Origin of the sequence: Pseudarthrobacter sp. NPDC058329, from assembly GCF_042879835.1 — a bacterium.
Classification (GTDB): domain Bacteria; phylum Actinomycetota; class Actinomycetes; order Actinomycetales; family Micrococcaceae; genus Arthrobacter.
On record NZ_JBHVZR010000008.1, the window covers coordinates 142,439 to 169,289 of the forward strand.

Annotated in this window: 25 protein-coding genes; 17 read left to right on the top strand and 8 right to left on the bottom strand. The window is 66.9% G+C overall.

What is annotated here, in order from left to right:
* Positions 1 to 38: 38 nt before the first annotated feature.
* From ACFVYC_RS12680 to ACFVYC_RS12690, 3 genes are read left to right on the top strand one after another with little or no spacing between them, the layout of a single operon-like run.
* Positions 39 to 1,415 carry a hypothetical protein gene (locus ACFVYC_RS12680; RefSeq protein WP_387550336.1) on the top strand — a complete coding sequence of 459 codons (1,377 nt, stop codon included), beginning with the start codon at positions 39 to 41 and terminating at the stop codon, positions 1,413 to 1,415.
* Positions 1,416 to 1,418: 3 nt separating this feature from the next.
* Positions 1,419 to 2,276, top strand: coding sequence for an endonuclease III (gene nth / locus ACFVYC_RS12685; RefSeq protein ID WP_387550338.1), 858 nt, complete (start codon positions 1,419 to 1,421; stop codon positions 2,274 to 2,276).
* The gene (locus ACFVYC_RS12690) at positions 2,273 to 2,950 is read left to right on the top strand and encodes an NUDIX hydrolase (protein ID WP_387550340.1); all 678 of its coding nucleotides are present in this window, start codon (positions 2,273 to 2,275) and stop codon (positions 2,948 to 2,950) included. Before nth ends, ACFVYC_RS12690 begins: the two co-directional genes overlap by 4 nt.
* 58 nt (positions 2,951 to 3,008) lie before the next feature.
* Here ACFVYC_RS12690 and ACFVYC_RS12695 read toward each other — a convergent pair whose 3' ends face one another.
* On the bottom strand, positions 3,009 to 3,200 hold the full coding sequence (locus tag ACFVYC_RS12695; RefSeq protein ID WP_387550341.1) for a YegP family protein: 192 nt from the start codon (positions 3,198 to 3,200) through the stop codon (positions 3,009 to 3,011).
* 172 nt (positions 3,201 to 3,372) lie between these two features.
* The gene (locus ACFVYC_RS12700) at positions 3,373 to 5,091 is read right to left on the bottom strand and encodes a bifunctional 3'-5' exonuclease/DNA polymerase (RefSeq protein WP_387550343.1); all 1,719 of its coding nucleotides are present in this window, start codon (positions 5,089 to 5,091) and stop codon (positions 3,373 to 3,375) included.
* Positions 5,092 to 5,243: 152 nt separating this feature from the next.
* On the opposite strand from ACFVYC_RS12700, the gene ssd reads away from it, so the two are divergent.
* The 7 genes from ssd to ACFVYC_RS12735 all read left to right on the top strand — a co-directional run bounded on the left by ssd (position 5,244) and on the right by ACFVYC_RS12735 (position 10,540).
* Positions 5,244 to 6,443, top strand: a complete 1,200-nt coding sequence (gene ssd / locus ACFVYC_RS12705; protein WP_387550345.1) for a septum site-determining protein Ssd — start codon at positions 5,244 to 5,246, stop codon at positions 6,441 to 6,443.
* A complete protein-coding gene (locus tag ACFVYC_RS12710; RefSeq protein WP_387550347.1) occupies positions 6,440 to 7,705 on the top strand; it encodes a TadA family conjugal transfer-associated ATPase in 1,266 nt (421 codons plus the stop codon). The genes ssd and ACFVYC_RS12710 overlap by 4 nt, the downstream gene beginning before the upstream one ends.
* Positions 7,702 to 8,571: a hypothetical protein gene (locus ACFVYC_RS12715; RefSeq protein ID WP_387550348.1), complete on the top strand. Its 870-nt coding sequence runs from the start codon at positions 7,702 to 7,704 to the stop codon at positions 8,569 to 8,571. The genes ACFVYC_RS12710 and ACFVYC_RS12715 overlap by 4 nt, the downstream gene beginning before the upstream one ends.
* Complete coding sequence (locus tag ACFVYC_RS12720) at positions 8,568 to 9,188, top strand: type II secretion system F family protein (RefSeq protein ID WP_387550350.1); 621 nt, start codon at positions 8,568 to 8,570, stop codon at positions 9,186 to 9,188. The genes ACFVYC_RS12715 and ACFVYC_RS12720 overlap by 4 nt, the downstream gene beginning before the upstream one ends.
* Positions 9,189 to 9,345: 157 nt before the next feature.
* Positions 9,346 to 9,693 (top strand): DUF4244 domain-containing protein, encoded by a 348-nt coding sequence (locus ACFVYC_RS12725; protein ID WP_387550351.1) that lies wholly within the window; start codon positions 9,346 to 9,348, stop codon positions 9,691 to 9,693.
* On the top strand, positions 9,690 to 10,175 hold the full coding sequence (locus ACFVYC_RS12730; protein ID WP_387550353.1) for a TadE family type IV pilus minor pilin: 486 nt from the start codon (positions 9,690 to 9,692) through the stop codon (positions 10,173 to 10,175). The genes ACFVYC_RS12725 and ACFVYC_RS12730 overlap by 4 nt, the downstream gene beginning before the upstream one ends.
* 8 nt (positions 10,176 to 10,183) lie before the next feature.
* The gene (locus tag ACFVYC_RS12735; protein ID WP_387550355.1) at positions 10,184 to 10,540 is read left to right on the top strand and encodes an Rv3654c family TadE-like protein; all 357 of its coding nucleotides are present in this window, start codon (positions 10,184 to 10,186) and stop codon (positions 10,538 to 10,540) included.
* Positions 10,541 to 10,689: 149 nt separating this feature from the next.
* Here the strand turns inward: ACFVYC_RS12735 and ACFVYC_RS12740 are convergent, their stop codons facing one another.
* On the bottom strand, positions 10,690 to 13,065 hold the full coding sequence (locus tag ACFVYC_RS12740) for a DEAD/DEAH box helicase (protein ID WP_387550356.1): 2,376 nt from the start codon (positions 13,063 to 13,065) through the stop codon (positions 10,690 to 10,692).
* Positions 13,066 to 13,149: 84 nt separating this feature from the next.
* A complete protein-coding gene (locus ACFVYC_RS12745; protein ID WP_387550358.1) occupies positions 13,150 to 13,842 on the bottom strand; it encodes a GNAT family N-acetyltransferase in 693 nt (230 codons plus the stop codon).
* A 159-nt stretch (positions 13,843 to 14,001) separates the two neighbouring features.
* Between ACFVYC_RS12745 and ACFVYC_RS12750 the strand changes: the two genes are divergently transcribed.
* On the top strand, positions 14,002 to 14,895 hold the full coding sequence (locus tag ACFVYC_RS12750) for a rhodanese-related sulfurtransferase (RefSeq protein WP_387550359.1): 894 nt from the start codon (positions 14,002 to 14,004) through the stop codon (positions 14,893 to 14,895).
* A 25-nt stretch (positions 14,896 to 14,920) separates the two neighbouring features.
* Here ACFVYC_RS12750 and ACFVYC_RS12755 read toward each other — a convergent pair whose 3' ends face one another.
* Together ACFVYC_RS12755 and ACFVYC_RS12760 are read right to left on the bottom strand one after the other, a co-directional pair.
* Positions 14,921 to 15,493: a hypothetical protein gene (locus ACFVYC_RS12755; RefSeq protein ID WP_387550360.1), complete on the bottom strand. Its 573-nt coding sequence runs from the start codon at positions 15,491 to 15,493 to the stop codon at positions 14,921 to 14,923.
* Between the two features lie 38 nt (positions 15,494 to 15,531).
* The gene (locus ACFVYC_RS12760) at positions 15,532 to 16,008 is read right to left on the bottom strand and encodes a hypothetical protein (protein WP_387550361.1); all 477 of its coding nucleotides are present in this window, start codon (positions 16,006 to 16,008) and stop codon (positions 15,532 to 15,534) included.
* A gap of 69 nt (positions 16,009 to 16,077) precedes the next feature.
* On the opposite strand from ACFVYC_RS12760, the gene ACFVYC_RS12765 reads away from it, so the two are divergent.
* The 5 genes from ACFVYC_RS12765 to proC all read left to right on the top strand — a co-directional run bounded on the left by ACFVYC_RS12765 (position 16,078) and on the right by proC (position 23,322).
* Positions 16,078 to 17,727, top strand: coding sequence for a methyltransferase (locus tag ACFVYC_RS12765; RefSeq protein ID WP_387550363.1), 1,650 nt, complete (start codon positions 16,078 to 16,080; stop codon positions 17,725 to 17,727).
* A gap of 124 nt (positions 17,728 to 17,851) precedes the next feature.
* Positions 17,852 to 20,578: a type I DNA topoisomerase gene (gene topA, locus ACFVYC_RS12770; RefSeq protein ID WP_387550365.1), complete on the top strand. Its 2,727-nt coding sequence runs from the start codon at positions 17,852 to 17,854 to the stop codon at positions 20,576 to 20,578.
* Between the two features lie 61 nt (positions 20,579 to 20,639).
* Entirely contained in the window at positions 20,640 to 21,092 is a 453-nt protein-coding gene (locus ACFVYC_RS12775) for an SseB family protein (protein WP_387550367.1), read from the top strand.
* Between the two features lie 72 nt (positions 21,093 to 21,164).
* Positions 21,165 to 22,151, top strand: a complete 987-nt coding sequence (locus ACFVYC_RS12780) for a Ppx/GppA phosphatase family protein (RefSeq protein WP_387550369.1) — start codon at positions 21,165 to 21,167, stop codon at positions 22,149 to 22,151.
* Between the two features lie 337 nt (positions 22,152 to 22,488).
* Complete coding sequence (gene proC, locus ACFVYC_RS12785) at positions 22,489 to 23,322, top strand: pyrroline-5-carboxylate reductase (protein ID WP_387550370.1); 834 nt, start codon at positions 22,489 to 22,491, stop codon at positions 23,320 to 23,322.
* A gap of 49 nt (positions 23,323 to 23,371) precedes the next feature.
* On the opposite strand, the gene ACFVYC_RS12790 is transcribed toward proC, so the two are convergent.
* Entirely contained in the window at positions 23,372 to 24,010 is a 639-nt protein-coding gene (locus tag ACFVYC_RS12790; protein WP_387550411.1) for a potassium channel family protein, read from the bottom strand.
* Between the two features lie 40 nt (positions 24,011 to 24,050).
* A complete protein-coding gene (locus ACFVYC_RS12795; protein WP_387550371.1) occupies positions 24,051 to 25,484 on the bottom strand; it encodes a TrkH family potassium uptake protein in 1,434 nt (477 codons plus the stop codon).
* Positions 25,485 to 25,587: 103 nt separating this feature from the next.
* On the opposite strand from ACFVYC_RS12795, the gene ACFVYC_RS12800 reads away from it, so the two are divergent.
* A complete protein-coding gene (locus tag ACFVYC_RS12800) occupies positions 25,588 to 26,799 on the top strand; it encodes an acetoin utilization protein AcuC (protein WP_387550372.1) in 1,212 nt (403 codons plus the stop codon).
* Positions 26,800 to 26,851: the final 52 nt, after the last annotated feature.

A 26,851-nucleotide genomic window follows, 5' to 3' on the forward strand; every position in this document is an offset into this window, starting at 1 on the left:
AGTTACCAGCCCGGTGCCGCCACGCTAAGGAGAACAGAATGAACCAGCAGAGCTTCGGCCAGAAAACCGGTCCCGACACAGAGGCAGGCTCCAGCGCCACGGGTGCCGGCGCCGGCCAGGCCTCGGGCGCCGGCCAGCAGGCCACCACCGGAGCCAAGGGCGGCGCGAAGGCCCACCAGGCGGTGCTTGGTCCATTCACCATCCGGGACCTGGCCGTGTTTGCTGCAACCGTCATCCTGTTCGTCGCTTCCCTGCTCCCCATGTTCGGCGGGCGGTACAACCTCTGGAACCTGAACAACCTCTTCTTCCTGGGGCTGGGCATCGCCCTGCCCTTGGCCGTGAGCGCACTCTTCGCTGCGCGGAGACTGGCGCCGGGCACCAGGATCCGGATCGGTTCGCTGTCCATTGACCAGTTCGCCTCGGTGGTGGCGTCCTTCGCCGTCGCCTTCTTCTTCCTGTCTGTGGCAGGAGCCTACGTCCCCAGCCTCCTGGTGGGACTGATCGGCGCCGTGGTGCTTTTCGCCGTGACGGTCCTGGGCCGGTTCCTTCCGTACATCTCGCCGGATTTCCAGGGCCGCGCCGAAACCCCGGCTCACGTGGTGGCCCGGGAAGCTGCCGTTCCTGTCCAGAAGCCGCGGGCACCCAAACCGCCGAAGGCTGAGTCCGGCAAGGCAGACGCCGGCAAGGCTGTGCCCGCTGCCGCTTCCACGGGTTCCCCGGGCGGAGCGCTGTTCAGCGGTGCCGGCGCCGGTTCTTCCGCAGTCCCGGCCGCCACCTCCCACCACGCGCCCGCAACAGCCGCGGTTCCCACTGCCGGCACACGGGCCACGGGCGCTGCCCCGGTTTCCACCGCACCCGAGGCCCTGGACTTCACCTCCGCAGGTGACTCCGGGCCCGCAACCCAGGCGGCCGACGTCGTTCGTCCCGCTGCAGCCTCAGCTGCTGAAGAGACGCAAGTCGGAGACATCCCGGCTGCCAGTGCAACGGCCGCCGGCTCGGCGGCCGGCTCAGCGGGTGCCCCGGTTGCCGCGGGTGCTGCCGCGCAGTCTGCCGGCCATCACGACGGCCATCACGACGGCGGCGCCCCGGCTGCGTCTGCCGCCCAAGGCAGGTGGGAGCCGCCCGCCGCTACGGCCGTGCACCAGCAGGTCCGCGCCGAGGAGCCCATCGGGGCAACGGTTGACCCGTCGAGCCGGCCGGTGGAATCAGAGGAACAACCCATCCACGAGGCTTTCTGGTTTGCTGTGGCGCAGCACCGCACCGCTTTTGACCCCCGTACGGGTGCCCCGGCCTTCGTCATCGAGCCGGGCGGCTGGGTGCTTGCCCTCGAAGACCGCGGGCACGAGTTCCTGGTCCAGCACACTGACGGACGGCTGGGCGTCCTGCGGGATCTCAGCAATATCGAGCGCGGCTAACACATGGGCTCGACCCGGGCTTCCAGGGCCGCCGGAGCAGCAGCACCCGCCGGCCCTGTGGCAGGCACGCCCGTGGTTTCCGCGGAGTCCTTGCTTGGCCTGAAGCGGCGGGCGCGGCGCATCAACAGGGCATTGGCGGAAAAGTACCCCTATGCCCACGCGGAGCTTGATTTCCGCAACCCGTTCGAACTGCTGGTAGCCACCGTCCTGTCGGCGCAGACCACCGACGTCACGGTCAACCAGATCACTCCGCTGCTGTTCGCACGTTTCCCGGACCCGGCATCCATGGCGGAAGCCGATCCGGCCGTGGTCGAGGAAATCATCAAGCCAACCGGGTTCTTCCGGGCCAAGACGCGCAACCTTCTCGCGTTGTGTACCCGTGTGGTGGACGAGTACAACGGCGTGGTCCCCGGGCGGTTGGAGGACCTCGTGACCTTGCCGGGTGTGGGGCGGAAGACCGCCAACGTGGTGCTCGGCAACGCCTTCGGCATCCCCGGCATCACGGTGGACACCCACTTCGGCCGCCTCGCCCGCCGGTTCGGCTGGACACAGTCCGAGGACCCCGTCCAGATCGAGTACGACGTCGCGGAGCTTTTCGAGAAGCGGGACTGGACCATGTTGTCCCACCGGGTGGTGTTCCACGGGCGGCGGGTATGCCACTCCCGGAAGCCTGCCTGCGGTGCGTGCCCCGTGGCGAACTGGTGTCCCAGCTACGGCCTGGGCGAGACAGACCCCACCAAAGCAGCCAAGCTTCTCAAGTACGAGCTCGCCCCGGGCAGTGAACCCCTGCTGGCGCAACTGTTGGCCGAAACGGACAGGGCCGCCGAAATCCGGATGGAATCCCAGAAGAGGACACCTTGAGCGCCCGTGATGACCTGATCGATTTGGCCCGCCGGGCGCAGGCCGGATCCGCTGCGTCCCCCGACCCCCTCTGGGCCGCCCTCACCGTTGACGCCAAACGGGCCCGCAGGGCTGCGGTCCTGATGCTCTTCGGTGTGCTGGACGACGTGCCGGCGGTGTCCGGGAAACCGCTGGCACCGGCAGACCTTGATGTCCTGCTGCTGGAGCGGGCCCACACGCTGGGATCCCATCCCGGGCAGGTCGCATTCCCGGGCGGCGGCATTGACGCGCAGGAAACACCGGTGCAGGCGGCGTTACGGGAAGCGGAAGAGGAAACGGGCCTCGACTCGGGCGGTGTTGAGGTGCTCGGCACCCTGCAGGAGCTGGGACTGGCCCACAGCAATTTCCTCGTCAGCCCGGTACTGGGGTGGTGGCGTTCGCCGTCGCCCGTCCATGTGGTGGACTTCGCCGAATCCGCCCAGGTGTTCCGCGTTCCCGTGCGGGACCTGCTGGACCCGGACAACAGGGTCATGGCCACTGTCCACCGGGCCGGGCGCACTTTTGACAGCCCCGCTTTCACCGTCAACGGAGTGGTGGTTTGGGGGTTTACCGGGATTGTCCTGAACGGCCTCTTCGAACAGCTCGGCTGGGCTGTCCCCTGGGACCGGAGCCGGGTTTATCCGATGGGTGTCTGACGTTCCCCGCCGTGGCTTCCCGTCCGGGTGCCCTTTGGGCTCCCCGCGCCGTCTGGCGCTAGGCCTGCTGCTGGCGGAGGTCCACCACTATGCCCGTGGCCGCGTTCTCCCGCATTGCGTTAATGCCCTCCAACAGAGTGTTGAGGGACTTGAAGTTTGGTGAAACGGCAACGATGTTGCCCTCGCCGTCCGTGAGCCGGAGCCGGTACGACTCGTCTCCTACCCGATGAATTTCAAACCTGCCCGCCATATGCCGGACCTCCCCTGGTGTGCCTCGCTGCATCAACCTTGGACCGATCTGTTTCAGTCACCACAAGACTGTAACCCGGGTCACGACGCCCCCGCGAGCTACTGCCGGGTAGGTTACTTTTCTCGACAAATGTCGCTGTGCGGGGCTTCCGGTGCCCGTCCCGGAGGAGGTCCTACTTTGCGTGGTCGTATGAATCAACCACTGCCACACTCACTGGAAACTCCACGGGAACAGGTCCGAACAACAGGTCCTTGGCCGCGCCGGCGGCACCCTCGATGGCCGTGATGCAGGCACCTACCAGGTGCTCGGGCGCGTGGACCATCACTTCGTCGTGGAGGAAGAAAACGAGTTCCGCCCGGACCGGGCCTTCCGCGCCAAGGGTGCGCAGCCGCCGTCGTAATTCCGCAAGCCAGCAGGCAGCCCAGTCCGCCGCGGAGCCCTGGACCACGAAATTGCGTGTGAACCGCCCCCGGGAACGGGCAATCGACTCGGCCCGGCGCTGTTCCTCCGCCGACGACGAGCGCTGGCTTTGGAACCAACGTTCCGACGGCGGCGGGCTGCTGCGGCCCAGCCTGGTGGTGACCGTTCCGCCGGACTCGCCGGCACGGGCGGCCCGCTCCACGAAGTCCACGGCCCGCGGATAGGTTTTGGCGAGCTGCGGCATGAGCCGCCCGGCTTCACCGGAAGTGGCTCCGTACATGGCACCCAGCAGCGCTACCTTTGCCTTGGCGCGATCGCCGCCGAACCCCTTGGCGGCGATGCCCGCGTACAGGTCCTGGTCCCTGGCGGCCTCAGCCATGATCGAGTCCTGCGCGAGCGCCACCAGGACGCGGGGCTCGAGCTGCGAGGCGTCCGCGACGATCAGTTTGCAGCCGGGGTCGGCGTGGACAGCGCCGCGGATCTGGCGCGGAATCTGCAGGGCGCCACCGCCCCTGGACGCCCAGCGGCCCGAGACGACGCCGCCCACAACGTACTCGGGGCGGAACCGGCCGCCGGCCACCCAGGCGTCAAGCCAGGCCCAGCCGTTGGCCGTGTGCAGCCGTGAGAGCTTTTTGTAGGCCAGGAGCGGGGCAATGGCGGGGTGCTTGGATTCCTTCAGCTCCCACTGCCGGGTACTTTTCACCTCGATCCCGTTCCTGTGCAGGGCGCGCATCAGGTCCTGCGGGGAATCCGGGTTAAGGGTTGGCGCGTTCAGCAGGCCCCGCAGTTCGAGATTCAGGGCCTCGAGTTTCGCCGGACGGTGGCCCATGGGCGGGCGGGGCCCGAGATAGTCAGCCAGGATTTCCTCGTGAAGGTCCTCCCGCCAGGGCACCCCCGCCTGCTGCATTTCAGCGGCGATCATGGCGCTGGCTGATTCCGCGGCCAGGAGAAGCTGAAGCCGGCTGCGCCGGTTCTCCTCGGGGCTGACGGCGGCCAGGGCTGCCTGCTGGGCGGCATATTCTTCCCGGAGGTCCGCGAGTGTGTGCCGTGGTCCGACGCCGGTGTCCGGGTTGTCGAAGAGGGCGCCCTGTTCGGGTGGCGGCGGAGGCGGCTGGAGGACCCGGGGCGGCTGTTGCGGGTCATCGAGTGTTACCTGGTCCGCGTTCAGGGCATATTCGGTGTGGGCGGTGAACTGGGAGTGGGCCAGGATATTTCCGCACAGGCTCAGGTCGTGGCACCGGTCCAGTTCCACCCCGGATGCCAGCAGGGACGGGTACCAGTCCTGGGTCCGGTGCCAGATCCAGCGGGGAGGCTGCCCGCCCTGCGGCCGGCGTTCCAGTTCACGTACGACGGCGGGCAGTTCAGTTGCGGAAACAGGCCTGGGCTCCGGACTGGAGGGGTGCGGGTGGCCGGCCTGCGTGAGTTCCTGCACCACCGCGCCCTGGGGGTGGGCGGCCAGCAGGAGGTACATGTTCCAATTCTGCCTTGTCCTGGAAGCCCCTTATGTCTTCGGCGGCCCCATGTGCGGACCACTCTTCCTGCACAGGGCTGTTGGAACCGCCGTTGTCCACATACGGGCCCGGTCTTCTTATCCATGGTGGGCTGCGGGTGGACAGTGGCTCCATGAGCAGGCACCAGCTGACCCCGTCCCACCCCGGTCCCGGCAGGTCCGGGCCTCCGTCCCGGCGGGTTCCTGATCAGCCCCCGCCGGACGGGGCGGCTTACGCCGGGCCGTCAAACGGGATCGGGGAGGCCTGGCTGCCGGAGGGCGCGGAAGAAGTGCTGCTGGTTACCTCCTCCGCCTTTCTGCGAGCCGAAGTGGAGCGTATTGTCGCAGCGGCCGGAGCCCACCTTCGTGTTGTGGCGGATGCCCTTGAGGGCGGCAGGTACTGGGACGGGGCTGCCGCAGTCCTGGTGGGGAGCGACATCCGGGAGCTGCCGCCCCGGCGTCGGGCACCTGCCGTCCTGGTTGGACTGGATGGTGAAGGGGACAGCCTGTGGCACCTCGCTGCGGCGCTCGGAGCGGAGCGGGTGGCCGTACTGCCGGACGCCGCAGCGTGGCTCGCTGACCACCTGAGCCGCTCCCGGTCGCCCGGCCCTGGCGGACTTATCCTCGGGGTGACCGGCGGGTGCGGCGGAGCCGGAGCCACCACAGCCGCTGTTTGGATTGCCCAGGCGGCCGCCGGGATGGGAGCCCGCGTCCTGCTGGTTGACGGGGACCCTTGGGGCGGCGGGCTGGAACTGGCCATTGCCGCGGAAGAGAGCCCGGGGCTGCGCTGGCCTGATCTTTCCGAAGCCCGCGGCAGTATCGATCCCGGCCAGCTTTCTGATTCACTTCCCGTCTCAGGAGGGTTTTCGTTCCTGTCCTGGCCGGCCAGCCGGGAACAGCCTCTCCCGGTGGCAGCTGCCACCACCGCCGGGGTCCTCGATGCTGCGCGTCGTGGCTATGAGCTGGTGGTCGTCGACATTGGCCGGGGAACCGGGCCGCTGCAGGCCTACGCCTGGGATTGTGACCGCATCATGATGCTGGTGCCAGCGCAGCTGAAGGCTGCCGTCGCCGCCGTACGGCTGCTGCAGGAGTTTCCGCCGATTGAGGCTGCACTCCTGCTGCGGGGCAAACCGGGGGCGGCGCTGGACGGCTCGCTTATTTCCGAGGCCATCGGGCTTCCCGTGCAGGGACGCGTGCCAGAGCTCCGTGGTGTGAGTGCGGCCATGGAGTCCGGCCGCCTCCTGGATCTGGGGAAGCGGCGCAGTGTCCGGCATTTTGCTGCCGCGGTGCTCGATTCCCTTGGCGACGACCTGCCGACAGGGGAACTTGGATGAAACAGCAGCCTTCCCAGCGGGGAGCGGCGCCGGCAGAGGGACTGCGGCGGCGCGCCCGGAACCTTGAGGGCCAGCGACGTGATCCGCGGCGGGATGCACGCAGTCCGGTGGACTCCGGACTGCTGGAATCGGTCCGTGAGTCCATGATGGCGGACGCAGGGGTGGTGACTCCCTCCAGGGTGGCAGCCGCGGTGCAGGCCACCGGCAAGTTGCTGGGCACGGCCGGTTCGCTTGCGGCGGTGGAGCGCATCAGCGCGGAATTGAACGGATTGGGACCCCTGCAGGTGCTCACGCGGGACCCCGCGGTGACGGACATTTTCGTCAATGCGCCTGAGTCCGTTTGGGTGGACCGCGGGCGGGGCATCGAACGGGTTCCGGTGGTTTTCGGTGATGAGGCCCAGTTGCGTGCGCTTGCCTGCCGGCTGGTTGCTGCGGGCGGGCGGCGCCTGGATGATGGCTCGCCCTGCGTGGACGTGCGGTTGCCCGGCGGGTACCGCGTCCATGCCGTCCTGCCACCGGTGTCCACCGCCGGAACCCTGCTCAGTGTCAGGATCCGCCGGGAGCAGGTCTTCAGCATGGAGGAACTTCAGTCGGCTGGCCTGTTCGGTCCATTTATGAGGGACCTTTTGGAAAGAGTGCTTGAGCGCCGTCTGAGCTTCCTGATCAGCGGCGCCACCGGTTCCGGCAAGACCACGCTGCTGTCCACCTTGTTGGGGCTCTGTGCCCCCGGGGAGCGGCTGGTCCTGATTGAGGATGCTTCCGAACTGAACCCGGTCCACCCGCATGTGGTCTGCCTCGAATCCCGGCACGGGAATCTGGAAGGCGGCGGGGAAGTGGGCCTGGGCGAGCTGGTCCGGCAGGCCCTGCGGATGAGGCCCGACCGGCTGGTAGTCGGAGAGTGCCGCGGTGCTGAAGTACGGGAACTGCTCACGGCAATGAACACCGGCCACAGCGGCGGGGGCGGAACCATCCACGCGAACACTGCCACGGCTGTTCCGGCTCGGCTCACGGCACTTGGAGCGCTGGCGGGGTTGAGCCCGGACGGGGTGCGGCTTCAGGCGTCCAGCGCACTGGATGTGGTGATTCATGTTGAAAGGACCGTCCGCGGCAGGGTAGTGAACTGCATTGGCGTCATCGACGACGGTCCCGACGGCCTGCGCGTCCTGCCTGCCCTGGAAGCTCCTGCGGGGGTTCCGGTTCCCGGGCCGGGTTGGCCGGCCCTCGCCGGCCGGCTCGGACTCGACCCTGGGGACCCGTTGTGACGGCTCTTCTTGCAGGTGCCCTCGTGCTGGCTGCGGTGTTGATTTTTCGCCCGCCTCGCGGCGCGGCAACGAGGTTCCGCCGCGCGCTCGCCGGTGCTGTGCCTTCGAGGGCTGGTGGAGCCTGGTGGCGGCTGCTCCGACGGGGCATGCCGGGAAGCAGGACATCGGCGGCAGCCGGCGCCGCGGTATCCATGACGCTCGTGGTGCAGCAGCTGGCCGCACTGCTCAAGGGTGGCCGGACCCTCGCCCGGCTATGGGACGAGCTGTGGTTTGTCTACGGCGCTGCCAGACAGCCCGGGTCAACCGGCCCAGCGGTGTCCCGGTATGGTCCCGGGCCACCCTCAGGATCAACGTCCGACGCGGCACCTGCAGACGCGGGAGGGTTGCCGGGCGGTGGCCTGTCCGGAGGGTCGGTGATTATGCTGGCGGCTGCCCGTGCCGCTGCCGGCACCGGGACACCGGTATCGGAGGCCATCCGACGGTCCTTGCCCGCAGGTTTCCCGCGGCCCAATAGGGAAAGCCGGATTTGGTCGGAACTGGCTGCGTGCTTCGACATCGCGGAAGCAAGCGGCTGCCCCCTGGCCGACGTGCTCAGCAGGTTCGCGGCGCAGCTCGAAGTGGAGGACGACGCCGATGCCGCCCGGCAAACTGCCCTCGCCGGTCCCAAGGCTACGGTGAGTCTTTTGACGTGGCTTCCGCTGATGGGGCTGGGCTTGGGAATCGCCCTTGGCGTGGACCCGCTGGCGATCCTGTTGGGTACTCCGCTGGGGCTCGCCGCGCTGGCAGCCGGGATCGCGCTGACCGTGGCCGGCAGGGTGTGGTCGGCAAAGCTGGTGTCAGCGGCGGCCGGTGCGGACGTGCCATGACCGACCCCCTTGTGATGGCACTGGCCCTCTTCCTCGCCACGGCCGCTGCAGCCTCGCTCCGGTGTCCGGGTCAAGGCAGCGCACGGAGGCGGCTGCTCAACCTGGCGTTGGGGGAGACCCGGGCTCGGGACACCCTCCTGCCGGACGCGGACGGACGGTTCCGGAACCGGGCCGGTCCCGATGGCCTGAAGGACACCGCCATGATGCTCGAACTCGTGGCCGCCATGCTGGACGCCGGGGCGGGTATTGGACGCTCCCTGGAACTCGTCGCGGCCACTTCTTCCACGCACTACAGGGAGTCCCTCCGTCCGGTTGTTTCGGCGCTCGCGATCGGAGCTGACTGGGAAACTGCGTGGCGCAGCTCCGCTGTGCGGCTTCCCGAGATCCTGGAGCTGCGGGACGCTTTGGGGTTTGCGGCGCTGACCGGTGCCCCGTCGTCGGCAATTCTCTATGCCCAGGCGGCCAGGCTCCGCCGCGAGAGGTTTCGTGCCGCGGAAAAGCGGGCGGCGTCGCTGGGCGTGAAGCTGGTGGTGCCGCTGGGACTGTGTTCGCTGCCGGCCTTCATCTGCCTGGGCGTCGTACCCGTTCTGCTGGCCCTTGTTCCGTCCGGATCGTAGCGGAACCGCTTGCTGAGACGGCCCGGCTCTTTCCCTCCACAGCAACAACAAACCTGACTTTTCCACTTACGCAGGCGGGGACCTTACCGCCCACAGCGGGGCCCGGAAGAGTCGAAGCAGCCGGCAACCCTGCCGGCCCACAGAAAGGAAACACCCCATGTCCATCAACCAGGACCGCCACTACGCCGCTGGAACTGCGGCGCTCGCAGCAGCCCGATCGAACACGAAACGACGCTCCGCCGGCCAGGCCGCTTACGCGCAGCAGACCGGCACCCCTTTGCAGCAGGCCAACGTTGTGGAGCTCTACCCCGGAGCAAGTGCTTCCCGCAGTCGTGCGGGCGTGCGCCGGCTCCTGGGGTCCGAAGCAGGGATGGCCACCGCCGAGTACGCTATCGCGACTCTCGCGGCCGTCGGCTTTGCCGGGCTGCTCGTATTCATCCTTCGCAGCGAGGAAGTACGGGGGTTCCTGCTGAACCTGATCCGCACGGCACTGGCCCTGCCGTGACGGGTGCACCGGACGCGCTGCACCTTTGGCTGCCCCTGGGGCGTCGCAACCGGAGGAGCCCATGGCTGACTGTTGGAGCGGTCGGTTATCGCGGGCCGGGAGATCACTGCCGGAGCACCGGCAGGGGGCAGCCGGCAGAATCCCGCGGTGCCGTCACAGCGGAATTCGCCGTAACCCTGCCTGCCGTCCTGCTGTTGCTCGCAATGCTCCTCGCAGGTGCCGCGGCCGGTGTCACCCAGTTGCGTTTGGAAGAGGGAGCACGGGCCGGCGCACGGGCGCTGGCACGTGGTGACGATCCCGCCACGGTGCAAAGGGTGGTCAGGACCCTCTCGGGCGCGTCAGCTTCGGTAGTTGTGGCAGCTGAGGGGGAGTGGCTCAGCGTTACCGTCGCCGACCGCGTAGGCGGCCCACTGGGGGCGTCCATTCCCTGGATGCTGACTGCCCGTGCTGCCGCCCGCGGTGAAACGGCAGCGGCCAGTTGACCACGCCGATGAGGCAAGGCGCCGACAGCCGGGAACGCGGGTCCGGGACAGTCCTGGCCGCCGGACTGGCCCTGGTGGTGATGATGGCCATGGCGCTGTTGCTGCTTCTGGCACAGTCAGCCGTGATGGCCAGCAGGGCAGCAGCTGCCGCGGATCTTGCGGCGCTCGCCGGGGCGGACGCCCTGCGCGGCGTCACCGATGGCGATCCCTGCACGGTGGCCGCGGAGGTCGCTGCCCGGCATGCTTCCGCCCTGCTCAGCTGCTCGGAGGGGGAAGGCCACACGCTGGAGGTTCATACGGAACTGACGGAGAGGACCATCGTGGGTACAGCCACCGGCCGCGCCCGGGCCGGACCTCCTCCGTAGCGCGCGCAGGTCCTCCGCAAAACATGCAACGGCCTTGCCCAGTAACACGCACGGCCTTGCCCTGAAGCTGAGCGGCGGGTTGACCTGCCAGCGCTGGGCTTCCCGTCCCCGGGCGGCGCGGGAGCCCAGGGCTGACCGGCGGGCGGCCGTCAGCGTTGGGCTTCCACGCTCACCGCGCTGGCTTCGGTGGCGTCCTTGAGCAGGACATCGAGCAGGGTGACCGCTGCTGCCTTGTCCAGTGGATTGTTCTTGTTCCCGCATTTGGGTGACTGGACGCAGGACGGACATCCGGCCTCGCACTCGCAGGCCATAATGGCGTCCCTTGTTGCGGCCAGCCAAACCTTGGCTTTGTCGAAACCACGTTCGGCAAAGCCGGCCCCGCCAGGGTGCCCGTCATACACAAATATGGTGGGCACCCCGGTGTCGGCGTGCAGGGCCGTTGATACGCCGCCGATGTCCCACCGGTCACTGGAGGCCACCAGGGGGAGGAGTCCGATGGCTGCGTGCTCCGCGGCGTGCAGGGCACCCGGAAATTGGGCTTCGATCAGCCCGGCCGCTGTGAGGGACTGGTTGTCCACCACGAACCACACAGCCTTCGTGAACAGATCCCTGGCGCCGAGATCGAGCGGTTCCTCGCCGAGGATTTCATTGGAAATCAGGGCCTTGCGCTGAAAGGAGACCACCTGGGTGGTGACCTTAACATCGCCGAAGTGAAGCGACACATCACCCCACGTGGCCGTGCGCTGGGTCTCCAGCACCTCGATCTGGGTCACATCCCGCGCCGTGGTGTAGTAGTCCGGGTTGGCGCGGCGCACCACCACGCAATGGTCGTCTTCGTTGAGGTCCTCCACCACATAACTGTCGCCCTGGTGAATGTAAACGGCCCCGGTGTGCGCCTGGTAGTGAGTCTGGGGGGAATCCATCGTTCCGAGAAGGGAGCCAGTATCGGCATCAACAATGCTCACCGGCCCGCCGCCGTCGGCCCGCAGGTTCACCATGGCTGCGGCGCTCTGCGGATGGGTCCAGAACCAGCCCGCCGGCCGGCGTCGAAGATACCCCTGGGCTACGAGGCGGTCCAGGAGCCCCTCGGCGGTGCTTCCAAACAGGTCAAGCTCGCCGACACCAAGCGGGAGTTCGGCTGCGGCCGCGCACAGGTGGGGGCCGAGCACGTACGGATTCGACGGGTCGAAGACTGTCGCTTCCACCGAAACATCGAAAATGGCCTCCGGATGGTTCACCAGGAATGTGTCCAGCGCATCGTCACTCGCCACAAACGCCGCGATCGCGTCCTGCCCCGCCCGGCCGGCCCGCCCGATCTGCTGAAAAAGCGAAGCCCGCGTGCCTGGCCAGCCGGCCACCAGGACAGCGTCCAGCCCGGAAATGTCGATCCCCAGCTCCAGCGCGGAGGTGCTTGAAACGCCGAGTAGCCTGCCTGAGCGCAGCGCCTTCTCTACCTGCCGGCGTTCCTCCGGGAGGTACCCGGAACGGTAGGCGGCCACACGTTGGGGCAGGCTGGGGTCCACCTCGTCCAGAAGGCGTTTGGTGATGGACGAAATCGTCTCCGCCCCACGCCGGGATTTGATGAAGGCGATGGTGCGGATCTGCGCTGACACCAGGTTCGCCAGCAGGTCCGCGGTCTCGGCGACGGCGGTGCGCCGCTCCTTGGCACCGTTTTCGCCCTTCAGTTCCGTTAAGGCAGGTTCCCAGAACGCCACAGTGGTGGCGCCGTGGGGTGACCCATCGTCCGACACCGCCTTGACCGGGGCCCCAATGAGCCGGGCAAAGGAGAGATCGGGCTCGGAAGCGGTGGCCGAAGCGGCGATGAAAACAGGCTCGGGGAAGGCCGAGCCCGCTCCGTAGTACGCGCAGATCCGCCGCAGCCGGCGCATCAGGTTGGCCACGTGCGAGCCAAAGACGCCCCGGTAACTGTGCGCTTCGTCCACGATCACGTAGCGAAGTCGGCGGAAGAACCCCGCCCACCAGGCATGGTTGGGAAGGATGCCAAAGTGCAGCATGTCGGGGTTGGCCAGGATGAAATTGGCGTGGTCCCGGATCCACCGCCGGGAAGCCGGCTCGGTGTCGCCGTCGTAGGTTTCCGCCCGGACGGTGGGAAGCTTCAACGCCCTGATGGCGTTCAACTGGTCGGCAGCGAGCGCCTTGGTGGGGGACAGGTAGAGGGTGACGGCGCCGTCGTCGTGAAACTTCCCGGGGTCGGCAAGAACCTGCAGTTCGGAGCGGTGGATGGCATCCAGCGCCGGCAGCTGGTACGCGAGGGACTTTCCGGAGGCGGTCCCGGTGGCCACCACAACATGCTCCCCGCCATGGGCGATGTTCGCCGCTTCAACCTGGTGGCGGTACGGCTCCCGGACGCCAAGCGAACCGTACGCAGCCACCAGATCCGGGTGAATCCAGCCCGGCCAGCGCTCATGCACAGCTTCGCGGGCAGGGATGGTGCGGACATGACGCAGCTGTTCCGGGTGCGGGCCGCGGCCCAGCAAGGGAATCAGCGATTCATGGGGGTTCACCCCAATATTCTTTCACCCCGCAACAGGCCGTTGGGCCCGGTTCGCCCTAGGGATAACCGGGCAAGCCCAAACCCGGACGGCGGGTCAGCTCAAAGACAGGTCGGCCCCGTCGCGGGATGCCGAAAGCATCAACACACGCGAGACGGTGGTCCAGCCCAGGTGGGAATACAGCTTCTGGCCGTCCAGGGACGCCAGCAGCAGGCCAGATGAGACGTCATGTTCAAAAGCCTGCGCCGCCAGCGCCCGCATGATAAAACTGCCGAGGCCACGCCGCTGGAAGTCCGGTTCGGTGATGATTTTGTCGAAGACTGCAGTATCTCCCACCACAAAAACACGCCCGCTGGCCGCGAGAGTATCCCCGGAGCGGACAACGGCGTAGTGCACACCGTCCTGCACCGACGTTGTCAGGGCCAGGTCATCATCCGAAAGCCAGGGATCCTCAGCATCCTGGGTCTCCATGTCCACAATCATCATGGCCTGCGAGTCGGAGGTGACGTTCAATCCCTGCTGCAGGGCAAGGACGGAATACCGCGCGTGGTCGTTAGTCAGGATGGTCAGGCCCCTCGCGGGCACCTCCGCCGTCTTCGCAGCCAAAGCCGCAAATTCGCTGTCGGTGGGCTCGGAAGCGAAATACTCCCATTCCCCGGTGGTGTCGGCGCGAAGCGCGGCGGGGAAGCGGCCTTCGGAGGCTGTCCGGTACCCGCGACAGCCTGCCCAGCCGGCCACCCACACTTCGAGAAGGCCAGTGATGTCATTAACCATGGTTTCCGGGCTCATGGGATGAGACTATTCCAGCGCGGTCACAAGCAACAGGGGTATGCAGGGCACGGGCCCGGTACTTATGCAATTGTGATGAGCCGGCATGGCAGCCTGCCTGCCGGAGCCGACGAACCCGGCAGGCAGGCTGCCGGAATCCCAGCCGGTACCCTTAAATACGTGGCTTTGAACCGAATTGTGCTCTTTTACGGCTTTACCCCCATCCCGGATCCGGATGCGGTGAGACTCTGGCAGCGTGCGCTCTGCGAGAAGCTGGGACTGACGGGCCGCATCCTCATTTCCAGGGACGGTATCAACGCAACAGTGGGCGGGGAGATCGGCGCCGTCAAGCAGTACGTCAAGACCACCCGTGAATACAAGGGGTTCCACGGCATCGACGTTAAATGGTCCGACGGCGGCGCGGAGGACTTCCCGCGGCTTAGCGTCAAGGTTCGCGACGAAATTGTCTCCTTCGGCGCACCCGGCGAACTTCAGGTTGACGCCAACGGCGTCGTGGGCGGCGGCACCCACCTCAAACCCGAAGAACTGCACGAACTCGTCGATGCCAAAAAACAGGGCGGCGAAGAGGTGGTCTTCTTCGACGGCCGGAACGCCTTCGAGGCCCAGATCGGCCGGTTCAAGGATGCAGTGGTTCCGGACGTCGCCACCACCCACGACTTCATCAAAGAGCTCGACTCCGGCAAGTACGACTCCCTCAAGGACAAGCCCGTGGTCACCTACTGCACCGGCGGCATCCGCTGCGAGGTGCTCTCCAGCCTGATGGTCAACCGGGGCTTCAAGGAGGTGTACCAACTGGACGGCGGCATTGTCCGGTACGGCGAAACCTTCAAGGACCAGGGCCTGTGGGAAGGCTCGCTGTATGTCTTCGACAAGCGCATGCACCTCGAGTTCAGTGAGGACGCCAAAACCATCGGAGAATGCACGCGCTGCGCTGCCCCCACCAGCAAGTTCGAAAACTGCTCCAACCCCAGCTGCCGCACCCTCACCCTGTACTGCGCCGAATGCGCGTCCAGCCCGGAGACCCTGAGGTGCCCGGAAGGCTGCACTGCCTAAGCGCCCGCGGGTGCCGGGAAGCACGTCACAGGCGCCGGAGGCGGTAGGCGTAGTTGGCACTCCTCCTGGCCTCCACCGTGATACTCAAGGCAGTTTCCGTGGAGAGATAGATGACGTTTTCGCGGTTGACCCCGCACCTCAACCCCAGGTCCACCAGGGTGAGTGAGTCGCTCTTTACGGTGAACGTGACCCGCCGGTGGCTTCGGCAGGTCAAGGCAAGGGCATAGGTGCCGGGTTCCACCACGGCTGTTGATTCAGTCCGGGCCTCGCCCGATGCCAGCAGCCCGGCACCGGCATGGACCACCGGATGCCCGGTGTCCGGCAGCGTCCGCTTCACCCATCCTTCAAGCTCGGCCTCACTGACGGGCTCGCGCCGCATCGGGTCCCGGGTGATCGCGGGCGCCGGGGCAACCGTCTCCCCAGTCTCGGCAACGTCGCTCCGGTTCCGGCCGTCGTCGTACGTGTATTCACAGCCGCCCAGCGTCAGCCCTGCCGTCAGCACAACACTGAGGACGACGGCGGCCGCTGGGTTCCGCCGTAGCGGCGCCCGGGCTGTCCGCCCCGGGGAAGGCGCGGAGGACGTCCGCACACTGCGCATAGTCCGACTTTAAGCCCCCGCGCCCCTGCGGACCATACCTATTGTGCCGGCGTCAGTTGGTAAGCGTAGATCAGGGGCGAGTCAACGCTCGAGGTGCTGACTTCCAGCGTCCCGGACCGCGGCAACGTGATCCTGGTGACTTCCGTGCTGCCGTTGCAGGCCGCTCCGGCGTCTACCACGGCCTCACCGTCCAGTGACACGGCGAAGAAGGCTTTGCCCCCGCCCTCGCAGGTCGCCGTCAGGGTGTACCGGCCCGCAGGAACGTCGGCCGCCGCCCCGATGATGCGGTCCCGGTTGAGGATTTTGCCGGCATCTCCGATCACAGCATCAGGTGCCGTTGGCAGTGCAGTGGCGCGCCACTGGGGAACGTCCGCGTTCTCGATCGAGACCACGGGCGAACACCCTGTGAGAGCCACTGCCGCCAGCCCAGCAAGCGCCCAGGTAGTCAGCCGGATGCGCCGTGGGGTGGCCGCCTGCGTCCGGGCGCGCGGAACGATGGAAAGCGGTGTTGGCATAGCTCCACGCTACCCCGTCCACCGTCCCTGCCCGGTTTCCGGCTCCCGGCGCCGGACTAAACTTGGGCAGTGCCTAACACCCCATACGAGTTCACCGCCGGCCACACCACCGACGCTCCCCGCAGCGACCTCCCGGAGCTGCTCACGGCGCTGGCCGCGGACCTGCGCCTGGTGGACTACACGCTCGACGGCGTCGCCGGGCTCCTGGGCGCATCGGCCTACACCGCCCTGAACCGGGACCAGGTCATCCCGGCCCTGCTGGCTGCCGAGCAAGCCGTGCGGCGGGACGAGGGCAACACGGCGCTTGCCGCCGTGGTCCGCCTCTGGCTGCTTGCCGAGCCGCAGCGTCGGGAAACGCTCGACGCCGCCCTGCCGGGCATCCGCGCGGAGGGCCTCGAAACGCTGGGGCTGGTGGAGCCCGTTCCCGGCGGCCAGCTTCTGGCGGCCAAGGCTGACCTGCGGCCCTACGGCTGGGACGCCAACGAGGACGGAAGTGGCGGCGCCGAACTGTGGGTGGCCAGCGATCTGGCCGCGCACCAGCAGGAAGGCGTACTCCGGCACGACCACGTCCTGGGCATCGGCCAGGCCTCCACCACCTTGGTGCAGACTACGTTCCGGCAGCACACCGGGCGGGCCCTGGATCTGGGGACGGGCTGCGGCATCCAGGCCTTCCACCTGCTGCACCACTGCGAGCACGTGACGGCCACGGACATCTCCGAACGGGCCCTGGCCTTTACGCGGTTCAACATCCTGCTTAACGCCGGGGCGTTGTCGGTGGATCCGGCACGGCTGAAAGACCGCGTGAGCCTGCGCCTGGGTTCGCTCCTGGATCCGGTGGCAGGGGAGGAATTTGGGCTGGTGGTCTCCAACCCGCCCTTCGTCATCACCCCGCGGAGCGCCGGGGAGGAGGCGTCCGGACAGTTCACCTACCGCGACGGCGGCCTTCCCGGCGATGACATTGTGGCAGCCCTCGTGGCCGGGCTGCCGGCCGTACTCGCTCCCGGCGGCACGGCACAGATGCTCGGGAACTGGGAGGTGCCCGCCGGCGCGGCCTGGCAGGAGCGCCCCCAGGGCTGGGTTCCCCCCGGCATGGACGCCTGGTTCATTCAACGCGAGACGGTGAGCCCGGAGGAATACGCCGAAACGTGGCTGCGCGACGCGTCCGAGAGCAGGGACCGGCAGCATTACAAGGACGCGTACGCCGCCTACCTTGCAGACTTCAAGTCCCGGAATGTGGAGGGGATCGGCTTCGGCATGGTGCTGCTCCGCCGGCCCCTTTCTGCCGGGCAGGCTGTTTTCAACCGGTTCGAGGAAATCACCTACCCGATCGAGCAGCCCATCGGCCCCCACCTGGGCGCGGCACTGGAGCGCCAGGACTGGCTCGCCGCGAACAGCATCAGCGACGCACACCTGCTGGTGGCGGACGACGTCACCGAGGAACGCCACCAGCGGCCCGGCGCCGAGCACCCCGGGGTGATCCTGCTCCGCCAGGGCGCCGGCCTGCGCCGGACCAACCTCCTCAGCACCGAACTTGCCGGGTTTATTTCTGCCTGCGACGGCGACCTCTCCGCCGGCCAGATTGCCGGCGCCCTTGAGGCGCTGCTGGGCGGCGGCGGAGCGGGGGATGAAGGGTTCGACGCCGGCTCGTTCCGAAGCGGTTTGCTCACCGAAGTGGCCAACCTGGTCCGGGACGGCTTCCTGGTCCCGGCCGCTGAGTAAGACGCGGAAGGCCTGCCGGATAACCCCCATCTTTTCCACATGGATGCGCACAAATCTCCAAAATATGGTGAACTAGGCCAGTATGGGCGCATCTGCCCGAGCAACCTTTTTCTGTAGGAGCACCGTGCCAAGCAAGGCCAAAACCGGCAAGAAACTCGTGATTGTGGAGTCTCCGGCCAAGAGCAAGACCATCGCCAAGTACCTGGGCGAGGGCTTCATCGTTGAGGCCTCCATTGGTCACATCCGCGACCTGCCGCAGCCGTCTGAACTTCCCGCCGAACTGAAGAAAACCTCGGTAGGCAAGTTCGCCGTCGACATTGAACACGACTTCAAGCCCTACTACGTGGTGTCCGCCGACAAAAAGAAAAAGGTGACCGAGCTCAAAGCTGCGCTCAAGGACGCCGACGAACTTTATCTCGCAACCGATGGGGACCGCGAGGGCGAGGCCATCGCGTGGCACCTGCTGGAAGTGCTCAAGCCCAAGGTCCCGGTGTACCGGATGACGTTCGGCGAAATCACCAAGGAAGCCATCCAGCGCGCCATGGGCAACCTGCGCGACGTTGATTCGGCGCTGGTGGACGCCCAGGAAACCCGCCGCGTCCTGGACCGCCTGTACGGCTACGAAATCTCCCCGGTGCTGTGGCGCAAGGTGGCCCGCGGCCTGTCCGCCGGCCGTGTGCAGTCCGTGGTCACCCGCATGGTGGTGGACCGCGAACGTGAGCGGATGGCCTTCAAGGCCGCCTCCTACTGGGACCTGACAGGCCAGTTCGGCGCGGACGCCGGCTCCTTCAAAGCGAAGCTCGCCAACGTTGACGGCGCCAAGGTGGCCAGCGGCCGCGACTTCAATGACGACGGCGTCCTCACCTCCAAGAACGTTGCCCACCTCAACGAGGAACTGGCAACCTCCCTGGCCGCCGGGCTGCAGAACGCCGAGTTCCGCGTCCGCTCCGTTGACACCAAGCCGTACACCCGGCGTCCGGCCGCGCCCTTCACCACCTCAACGCTGCAGCAGGAGGCCGGCCGTAAGCTGCGCTTCTCCTCCAAGAGCACCATGCAGGTGGCCCAGCGGCTGTACGAAAACGGCTACATCACCTATATGCGTACAGACTCCTCGGCGCTGAGTGACGAAGCCGTGACCGCTGCCCGCCGCCAGGCCTCAGAGCTCTACGGCCCCGAGTACATCCCGCAGTCGCCGCGCGTGTACACCTCCAAGGCAGCGAATGCGCAGGAAGCGCACGAGGCCATCCGTCCCGCCGGTGACTCGTTCCGCACCCCGGCGCAGGTGGCGAAGCAGCTCTCCGGCGACGAATTCCGGCTGTACGAACTGATCTGGAAGCGGACCGTCGCCTCCCAGATGGGTGACGCCAAGGGTTCGACGGCGACCATCCGCCTCGGTGCGGTTGCCTCCGACGGGCGGGACGCCGAGTTCTCCGCATCCGGCACCGTGATCACCTTCCCCGGCTTCCTTGCGGCGTACGAGGAAGGCAAGGACGAGACCCGCGGCGACGACGACTCCGACGAAGCCCGCCGCCTCCCCAACGTGGCCAAGGGCGATGCGCTCAACGCTTCCGAGATCATTGCGGTGGGCCACGAGACCTCACCGCCGCCGCGGTACACCGAAGCGTCCCTGACGGCGGAGCTGGAAAAGAAGGGCATCGGACGCCCGTCCACGTACGCGTCCACCATCTCCACCATCCAGGACCGCGGCTACGTCCGGAAGCAGGGTTCCGCTTTGGTCCCGAGCTGGATCGCCTTCTCGGTCATCCGGCTGCTGGAGCAGCACTTCTCCGACTACGTGGACTACGAGTTCACCGCGGACATGGAAGGCGACCTGGACAAGATCGCCAACGGACAGGCCGTGGGTGCCGCCTGGCTGAAGCACTTCTACTACGGCGAAGACGCCGATCCAGGGCTGCTGAGCATCGTGAACAACCTCGGCGAAATCGACGCGCGGGAAATTAACTCCGTGCCCATCGCCGACGGCATCACCCTGCGCGTTGGCAAGTTCGGCCCGTACCTGGAAAGCTCCGTGCCGACCGTGGACGCCAAGACCGGCGAAGTCGTGGAGTCCGCCCGCGCCAACGTACCCGATGACCTCGCCCCGGACGAACTGACCGCAGCCAAGGCCATTGAGCTGATGGAAACGGCCGCTCCCGAGGAACGCGTCCTCGGCGCCGATCCGCACACCGGGCACACCGTCGTCGCCAAGAACGGCCGCTACGGCGCCTACGTCACCGAAGTCATCCCCGAGATGACCGAGGAACAGATCGCCAACCAGCCGGTGGAGTATTACAAGAACGGCAAGCCCAAGCCGCCCAAGAAGCCGGTCAAGGCCAAGCCGCGGACGGGTTCGCTGTTTGCGTCCATGACCGTGGAGTCCGTAACCCTCGATGAGGCGCTGCAGCTGATGAGCTTGCCGCGCGCCCTGGGGGAGGACGCCGAAGGCAACCTGATCACCGTGCAGAACGGCCGGTTTGGTCCCTACCTGAAGAAGGGAACAGACTCCCGGTCCATCGGGTCGGAGGAGGAAATCTTCACCATCACGCTGGAACAGGCGCTGGAGATCTACTCCCAGCCCAAGCAGCGCGGCGCGCGGGCAGCCGTGCCGCCGCTGGCGGAGTTCGGGCCGGACCCGGTATCGGAGAAGAACATCGTGGTGAAGGAAGGCCGGTTCGGTCCCTACATCACCGACGGCATCACCAACATCACGGTTCCGCGCGCCACCTCCCTGGAGGAACTCACGCGCGAACAGGCCGTGGAGCTCCTCGCGGAGAAGCGCGCCAAGGGCCCGGTCAAGCGCACCGCCACCCGCAAGGCACCGGCCAAGAAGAAAGCTCCCGCCAAGAAGTAGCTCGGTGCCGGCAGTCATCGGCTGGATTGCGGTGCAGGGCCCAACGTGGTCGGGTAGAGGTATGACTGAACAGCCTGCGCACATTGATCCCAGCCCGCTCAACGACCTTGAGGAAAAACTCGCCCAGGGCGGACAGCCTGATGCCAGTCCAGTGGACGTCATCCTGTCCTTCCTGAACAGTGAGGTCTACATCATCAGCTCGGACGGGATCGAGGGCGAGGATTCCCAGGTGGAACCGCTGGTTCTGGCCAATGCTGACGGCGATCCCGTCCTGGCTGTTTTCTCGCACCCCAGCCGGGTGGACCAGCAGTACCTGGAGGCAGCGCCCAACGTCCTCGGCACCCAGGGTGCTGCCATCATCGCCAACATCGGCGAAGAGCTGGGAATGGTCATCAACCCGGGGGCAGCCTACGGCTTTGAGATCAATCCCGAGGGCGTTGCCAACATCAAGCGCGACTTCAAGCGCGCTGACGAGCTTCCCGGCAGCGCCCCTGCCGGCCCGACCGAGAACTGACTCCTCCCGGGGCGCGGCTTGACATGACGCGGCAGTTGGGCCAGAACGGCCCGGCCGGGGAATAATGGCAGCATGCGGCTAGGCGTCCTTGATATCGGGTCCAACACTGTCCACCTCCTGCTGGTGGACGCCCACCCCGGTGCGCGGCCTGTGCCGTTCGCCTCCCACAAGCGTCCGCTCTCCCTGGTCCAGTACCTGGAGGCGGACGGCAGCATCAGCGACGCCGGACAGCACGAACTCACCGAATTTGTGCTGGAAGCCTGGGAATTTGCGGCCCGGCACAAGGCCGAGGACCTTCTGGCCTTCTGTACTTCCGCCATCCGCGAGGCAACCAACGGCCCCGAAGTCCTGGCCCGCGTAAAGCACGAAACCACTGTCACGCTGCAGGAACTCACTGGCAGCGAAGAGGCGTCCATGACCTTCTTCGCCGTCCGCCGCTGGCACGGCTGGGGTGCCGGACCCATCCTCAACCTGGACATCGGCGGCGGCTCCTTCGAGATGGCCTTCGGCCAGGACGAACTTCCGGAGGTAGCCACCTCGGTGCCGCTGGGAGCGAGCCGGCTGACGCGGGATTGGCTTGCTGAGGACCCGCCCTCGGCCAAGAGCGTCAAAGAACTCCGTCGTTACATCCAGGCCACCCTCAAACCCGCTGTCCGTGAATTCGACGGGCTTGGGAGGGCGAATGTGGTGGCCGGGACCTCCAAGACTTTCCGGTCCCTGGCCCGGGTCGCCGGGGCTGCCCCCAGCGCGGCGGGCCCCTACGTCAAGCGTGAGCTGCACGCCTCGGATCTTGGGGTCTGGGCCCAGCGCATCTCGGCCATGAAGGCTGAAGACCGGCTTCACCTGCCGGGGGTGTCCGAAGCCCGCGCCCACCAGCTACTGGCGGGTGCCCTGGTGGCGGAGGCGGCACTGGAGCTTTTCAAATTCAAGAAAATCAAGATCTGTCCGTGGGCCCTTCGTGAGGGCCTGATCCTCCGCCGCCTCGACCAGCTCGTGTTCTCCGGGCCGCTGGAGCCCGCGCCGCACGTTGTGCCGGCGGCAGTACAGGCGGCGGTCTGAGAGCGTTCTTGGCAGCCGAAGGCCGCTTCAGCCGCAGGCTGGCTGAAGCGGGAGCCCGCCGCCTCATAGCCGTTTAAAAGCGGAAGCACCGGCGGCCGCGACAGGAAAATGGGGGAAAACCTGTGACGTACGCCGGTGCCCTGGCAAGCATCCCCATGCCTGCCGCATCACTCGCACCCTCAATGAGGTAATAACTACATTAGAGACGCCACTTGTGAGGAACCTGCATCCAACATGTGAGCTACCTGTGAACCTGTTTCTGCCAGTTCCCGACTTCCGGATTTTTCCTGCTTAACTGATTTCTGCGCGGGCTGGGCCGAACTGCAATGATGGAGCCATGAGCAACCGAATTGCATTCCTTGGCTGTGGATCCATGAACGAAGCCATCCTTGGCGGCCTGCTGGAGGCCGGGACAGACCCTGCCGACATCGTGGCCACCGTCCGTCGCGCCGAGCGTGCCGCGGAACTGGCCGAGCGCCACCACGGCATCACCGCGATCGCCGGTGAGGAGGAACCGGACAACAACAAGCACGCAACCAAGGGATCCGCCGTCGTGATTCTGGGTGTAAAACCGGTTGGCATCACCGACCTGGCACGTGAGATCAGCGGCTCGTTGGCCCGCGACACCGTAGTGGTGAGTGTGGCTGCCGCCGTTTCGATCGCCCAGCTTGAAGCTGCCCTGCCGGCCGGGCAGCCGGTGATCCGCACCATGCCCAACACTCCTGCCAAGCTGGGCCGCGGCGTTGTGTCCGTTTCGCCTGGCACCCACTGCACCCCCGAACAGCTGCAGAAGGTCAAGGACATCCTGCAGGGCGCGGGAACCATTGTTGAGGTACCGGAAGAACAGGTGGACGCGCTTTCGGCCATCAGCGGCTCGGGCCCGGCTTACGCGTTCTATTTGGCCGAGGCCATGGCGGCCGCGGGGGAGGAGCTGGGACTGGATGCGGAGCTGTCCCTGCTCCTGGCCCGCGAAACGGTGGCGGGTGCCGGGTTTATGCTTGCCGAGCCGGGCGCTGATCCCTCCGCGCTGCGCAAAGCAGTGACCAGCCCCAACGGCACCACGGAGCGGGCCATTGCAACTTTTGATGAGCGGGGCATCCCCTCCATCATCGCCGCCGGCGCACGTGCGGCTGCGGACCGGGCCGCGGAGATCACGAAACAGCTCGGCTGACATGGGCCGACGACCGCAGGGTTCCCTGGCCGAGCTTGCGAGGCGAGGGTCAGGGCCGGGCGGCGAAGCGCTCCAGCAGGTCCACGTGCCCGGACACGATCAGCATGTCGCGGGAGGACACCTTCGTTTCCGGCCGGGCGTAGGTAAAGTCCTCGCCGGGGGACTTGACCCCCACAATCGTCACACCGTACTTGGACCGGACCTTGGACTCGTCGAGGGTGAACCCCACCGTCTCGCGCGGCGGGTACATCTTCACGATGGCGAAGTCGTCGTCGAACTCAATGAAGTCCAGCATGCGTCCGGACACCAGGTGGGCTGCCCGCACGCCGGCGTCAGCCTCCGGATAAATCACGTGGTTGGCGCCGATACGGGTGAGGATTTTGCCGTGCGAGGGCGTGATGGCCTTCACCCAGAGATGTTCGATGCCGAGGTCCACCAGGTTCACCGTGATCAGCACCGAGGACTCAATGGACGTGCCCACGCCCACGACGGCGGAGCTGAACTCCTGCGCGCCCAGCTGGCGGAGGGCATCGATGTTGGTGGCGTCGGCCTCCACCACGTGCGTGAGGAGCGGCGCCCATTTCTGCACGAGGGCTGTGTCGCGTTCGATTGCGAGCACTTCACGGCCCTGCTTGACCAGCTGCTCAGCCGTGGAGGAGCCGAAGCGCCCCAGCCCGATGACCAGCACCGGGGCATTATGGGCGGGCCGCCTGGGGGCGTCTGGGGAACTAGCCAATGATGGGCCTCTCTTCGGGATAGTGGTACAACTGGCTGCGCTGGCGCAGGGCCAGGGCAGCGGCGAGGGTCACGGTGCCCACGCGACCGGCGAACATCAGGGCGCTGAGGACATACACGCCCGACGGCGGCAGCTCGGCACTGAGGTTGGTGCTCAGCCCCACCGTGGCGAACGCGGAGATGGTTTCGAACAGCACCCGGTCCAGGGAAGCGCCGCTGATCTGCAGCAGGAGGAACGCGGATACGGACACCAGGGTGGCACCGGCGACGATCACCGAGATGGCCACGCGCATGCTGCCCTGCGGGATGGTCCTGCCGTAGACCTTCACATCGGCGTCGCCTCGGGCTTCGGCGATGATGGCGAGGAACATCACGGCAATGGTGGTCACTTTGATGCCGCCCGCCGTCGAGGCTGAGCCGCCGCCGGCGAACATCAGCGCGTCCGTCAGGAGCATGGTGGTGGACTCCATCTGGTTCTGGTCCACAAGGTTGAAGCCGCCGGACCTTGTCATAACGGAGGCAAAGAGCGAATGCGTGATCTTCTCACCCAGGTCCATCCCGCCGATGGTCCGGGCGTTGTCCCACTCCATCAGCCCCCACAGGAACATTCCCGCCACCAGCAGGATCAAGGAAACCTGGATGGTGAGCTTGGTATGGAGATTCCATTTCTTCCAGTTCAGGCCGTTCTGCTGCAGGACCATCACCACGGGAAATCCGAGGCTTCCCAGGAAGACCCCCAGCATCAGCGGAACCAGGATCCACAGGTCCGTCTCATAAGGAACGATGCCGTCCGAATGCGGGGTGAAGCCGGCGTTGTTGAAGGAGGAGATGGAGTAGAAGATGCCATGCCAGACGGATTGCCAAAAAGGCTCGCCGAGGGTGAGGAACCTCGGAATGAGGGCCAGGGCGAGGATTCCCTCGATGACCACGGAGGTGGTGATCACGATCCGCAGCAGGGTGCCCACCTCGCCCAGGCGGCCCGCGTTATTCATGGATTCCGCGGCAATGATTTTTCCGCGGACACCGAGGCGTTTGCTGACCATCAGCGCCAGCAGTGATGCCAGTGTCAGGGTGCCAAGGCCACCGATGAAGATGCCCACCAGGATTACCAGCTGGCCAAAGAAGGACCAGTGCACCGCCGTGGAAACCACCGTCAGGCCCGTGACGCACACCGCCGAGACGGCGGTGAACAAAGCCTGGTGGGGCGGTGTGACTACGCCGGCGGCGGAGGAGATGGGCAGGGACAGCAGGAGCGTGAAGACAAGGCACACGGCAGCGAACGCACTCAGGGCAAGCCGGGCCGGCGACGTATTGGCAATGTCGTCGATAAAGTCGCGGAGCCGCGTGAGAACCCAGAGGCCCTCCCGCTCCTGTGCGGCGGGATGCCAGCTGGCCGGAGTCCGGGGCCTCGACTGGCTTTGCGTCATGTGTGGCTTTTCCTCGGTAGGTTTGCTTCCCTCAGTAGTAAACCACTTATGCGCGTGTAATGGCCGGGCCGGAACGGCTGCAGGCTCAGGTAGCCTGTGATTGATGACATATCTGCCCGGTCTCAGCAAGCCCGCGCCGCCAACGACGGTGGTATGGGGCGCTGGCATGACTGCCTACAACTTCGGTCCCGGCCACCCCATGGCGCCCGAACGGATGGACCTCACGGCCCGCCTTGCCCAAAGCCTGGGCCTCTTCGACCTTGAGCACCTTGCCGTGGCAGAGCCCGGGGTCGCCACCGACGCCGAGCTGGAGTCAGTGCATTCGGCCGAATTCGTGGCCGCGGTCCGCAGGGTCAGCGACGATCCGTACGCAACTGACGAATCGCGCGGCCTGGGCACCGAGGACGATCCCGCGTTCGCCGGCATGCACGAGGCCGCAGCACGGCTGGCAGGCGGGTCCCTGCTGGCCGCTTCCCGCATCCTGGACGGGTCGGCCCTGCACGCGGTGAACTTCGGTGGCGGCATGCACCATGCCGCCCGTGACAAGGCCAGCGGATTCTGCATCTACAACGACGCCGCGCTAGCCGTGCAGAAGCTGCTCGACGGCGGCATCCGCAAGGTGGCGTACATCGACGTCGACGCCCACCACGGGGACGGAACGGAAAGCATCTTCTGGGACGATCCGCGGGTGCTCACCCTGTCTTTGCACGAAAGCGGGCTCACCCTGTTTCCCGGCACCGGGTTCGCCAACGAAATCGGCGGACCCCGGGCCGAGGGGACCGCCGTCAACATCGCCCTGCCGTCAGGAACCGGTGACGCCGGCTGGCTGCGGGCCTTCCACGCCGTTGTCCCGCAGCTGGTGGCAGCGTTCGAGCCCGAGGCGATCGTCAGCCAGCACGGGTGCGACTCGCACCGGACGGACCCGCTCACGCACCTCAACCTCAGCGTCGACGGCCAGCGGGAGGCGGCCACCGCCGTCGGGAATCTCGCCGCCCGCCACTGCGGCAACCGCTGGATCGCCACCGGCGGCGGCGGGTACAACGTGCTGCACGTGGTTCCCCGGTCCTGGAGCCACCTGATTGCCATTGCCGCGGGACGGCCGGTGCCGCTGCGGACGGCCGTGCCCGAGGACTGGCGGAGGTACGTCGAAGAGAAGTTCGGGGCCGAGACGCCCGGACTGATGGGCGACGACGTGGAGCTCTGGTGGCGTTCCTGGGAGGTGGGGTTCGACCCCAACGACGCCGTGGACCGCACCGTCATGGCCACGCGAAAGGCCGTTTTTCCGCTGCACGGACTGGATCCCTGGTTCGACTGACAGGCTTGCCTTCCCAATGCCCCCCGGCCGGCGAAATAGTTGATGCCTTTCG

What these genes read in the sequence shown, in the direction of transcription:
- ACFVYC_RS12680 (WP_387550336.1), top strand. Translation starts at nt 39, where the DNA reads ATGAACCAGCAGAGCTTCGGCCAGAAAACCGGTCCCGACACAGAGGCA.
- nth (WP_387550338.1), top strand. Translation starts at nt 1,419, where the DNA reads ATGGGCTCGACCCGGGCTTCCAGGGCCGCCGGAGCAGCAGCACCCGCC.
- ACFVYC_RS12695 (WP_387550341.1), bottom strand. Translation starts at nt 3,200, where the DNA reads ATGGCGGGCAGGTTTGAAATTCATCGGGTAGGAGACGAGTCGTACCGG.
- ACFVYC_RS12700 (WP_387550343.1), bottom strand. Translation starts at nt 5,091, where the DNA reads ATGTACCTCCTGCTGGCCGCCCACCCCCAGGGCGCGGTGGTGCAGGAA.
- ssd (WP_387550345.1), top strand. Translation starts at nt 5,244, where the DNA reads ATGAGCAGGCACCAGCTGACCCCGTCCCACCCCGGTCCCGGCAGGTCC.
- ACFVYC_RS12710 (WP_387550347.1), top strand. Translation starts at nt 6,440, where the DNA reads ATGAAACAGCAGCCTTCCCAGCGGGGAGCGGCGCCGGCAGAGGGACTG.
- ACFVYC_RS12720 (WP_387550350.1), top strand. Translation starts at nt 8,568, where the DNA reads ATGACCGACCCCCTTGTGATGGCACTGGCCCTCTTCCTCGCCACGGCC.
- ACFVYC_RS12725 (WP_387550351.1), top strand. Translation starts at nt 9,346, where the DNA reads ATGTCCATCAACCAGGACCGCCACTACGCCGCTGGAACTGCGGCGCTC.
- ACFVYC_RS12735 (WP_387550355.1), top strand. Translation starts at nt 10,184, where the DNA reads ATGAGGCAAGGCGCCGACAGCCGGGAACGCGGGTCCGGGACAGTCCTG.
- ACFVYC_RS12745 (WP_387550358.1), bottom strand. Translation starts at nt 13,842, where the DNA reads ATGAGCCCGGAAACCATGGTTAATGACATCACTGGCCTTCTCGAAGTG.
- ACFVYC_RS12755 (WP_387550360.1), bottom strand. Translation starts at nt 15,493, where the DNA reads ATGCGCAGTGTGCGGACGTCCTCCGCGCCTTCCCCGGGGCGGACAGCC.
- ACFVYC_RS12760 (WP_387550361.1), bottom strand. Translation starts at nt 16,008, where the DNA reads ATGCCAACACCGCTTTCCATCGTTCCGCGCGCCCGGACGCAGGCGGCC.
- ACFVYC_RS12775 (WP_387550367.1), top strand. Translation starts at nt 20,640, where the DNA reads ATGACTGAACAGCCTGCGCACATTGATCCCAGCCCGCTCAACGACCTT.
- ACFVYC_RS12780 (WP_387550369.1), top strand. Translation starts at nt 21,165, where the DNA reads ATGCGGCTAGGCGTCCTTGATATCGGGTCCAACACTGTCCACCTCCTG.
- proC (WP_387550370.1), top strand. Translation starts at nt 22,489, where the DNA reads ATGAGCAACCGAATTGCATTCCTTGGCTGTGGATCCATGAACGAAGCC.
- ACFVYC_RS12795 (WP_387550371.1), bottom strand. Translation starts at nt 25,484, where the DNA reads ATGACGCAAAGCCAGTCGAGGCCCCGGACTCCGGCCAGCTGGCATCCC.
- ACFVYC_RS12800 (WP_387550372.1), top strand. Translation starts at nt 25,588, where the DNA reads ATGACATATCTGCCCGGTCTCAGCAAGCCCGCGCCGCCAACGACGGTG.